This is a genomic window from Streptomyces sp. GbtcB7 (genome assembly GCF_019091445.1).
GTDB lineage: Bacteria > Actinomycetota > Actinomycetes > Streptomycetales > Streptomycetaceae > Streptomyces > Streptomyces mirabilis.
In genome coordinates this window covers 1-893 of sequence record NZ_JAGXJM010000122.1, presented here as the reverse complement: position 1 = coordinate 893, position 893 = coordinate 1, and the positions used below count along the sequence as shown (strand labels likewise).

The 893-nt window shown below is 66.6% G+C and carries 1 pseudogene; it reads left to right on the top strand.

Features of this window, described 5'->3' with window-relative positions:
• Positions 1–28: 28 nt before the first annotated feature.
• Positions 29–883 (top strand): annotated as a pseudogene (locus tag KVT44_RS55485) (IS5 family transposase).
• Positions 884–893: the final 10 nt, after the last annotated feature.

Genomic DNA, 893 nt, shown 5'->3' with positions numbered 1-893 from the left:
TAACTGGCTCTAACAAAAGCTGTTGATCATGCGACTGTTGGCTTGTCTGCTCGTTGGTCTGGTCGTGGGGAAACGTCAGTCGAGGCCGTGGATCGTGTCGGATGAACTGTGGTCGCTCATCGAGCCGTTGCTGCCCGCGCCGGGACCGAAGCTGGTGGAAGGCAGACCTCGAGTGCCGGACCGGCAGGCACTGTGCGGGATCCTGTTTCGTGCTGCACACCGGCATCCAGTGGGAGTACCTGCCGCAGGAGTTGGGCTTCGGCTCGGGAATGACCTGCTGGCGACGGCTGGCCGCCTGGAACGAGGCCGGCGTCTGGGACCAGTTACACGTGGTGCTGCTGAAGGAACTGCGGTCGAGGAACCAGCTGGACTGGTCGCGGGCGGTGATCGACTCCTCCCACGTCCGGGCTGCTCGGCGGGGCCCCAAAGCGGTCCCAGCCCCGTCGACCGCGCACGGCCGGGCAGCAAGCACCACCTCATCGTCGACGGGCAGGGCATCCCGCTCGCGGTAACGCTGACCGGCGGAAATCGCAACGATGTCACCCAGCTCCTGCCCCTGCTCGACAAGATCCCGGCGGTCGCCGGCCTGGTCGGCAGACCTCGCCGACGGCCCGACGCGCTGCTGGCCGACCGCGGCTACGACCATGACAAGTACCGCCGCCTGCTCTGGCAACGCGGGATCCGCCCCGTGATCGCGAAACGAGGCCAGCCACACGGCTCCGGCCTGGGCATCTTCCGCTACGTCGTCGAGCGCACAATCTCCTGGCTGCACGGCTTCCGCCGCCTGCGCATCCGCTGGGAACGGCGTGACGACATCCACGAAGCTTTCCTCGGTCTCGCCGTCTGCCTGATCACCCACCGACACGTACAGCGGCTTTGTTAGGGCCAGTAAG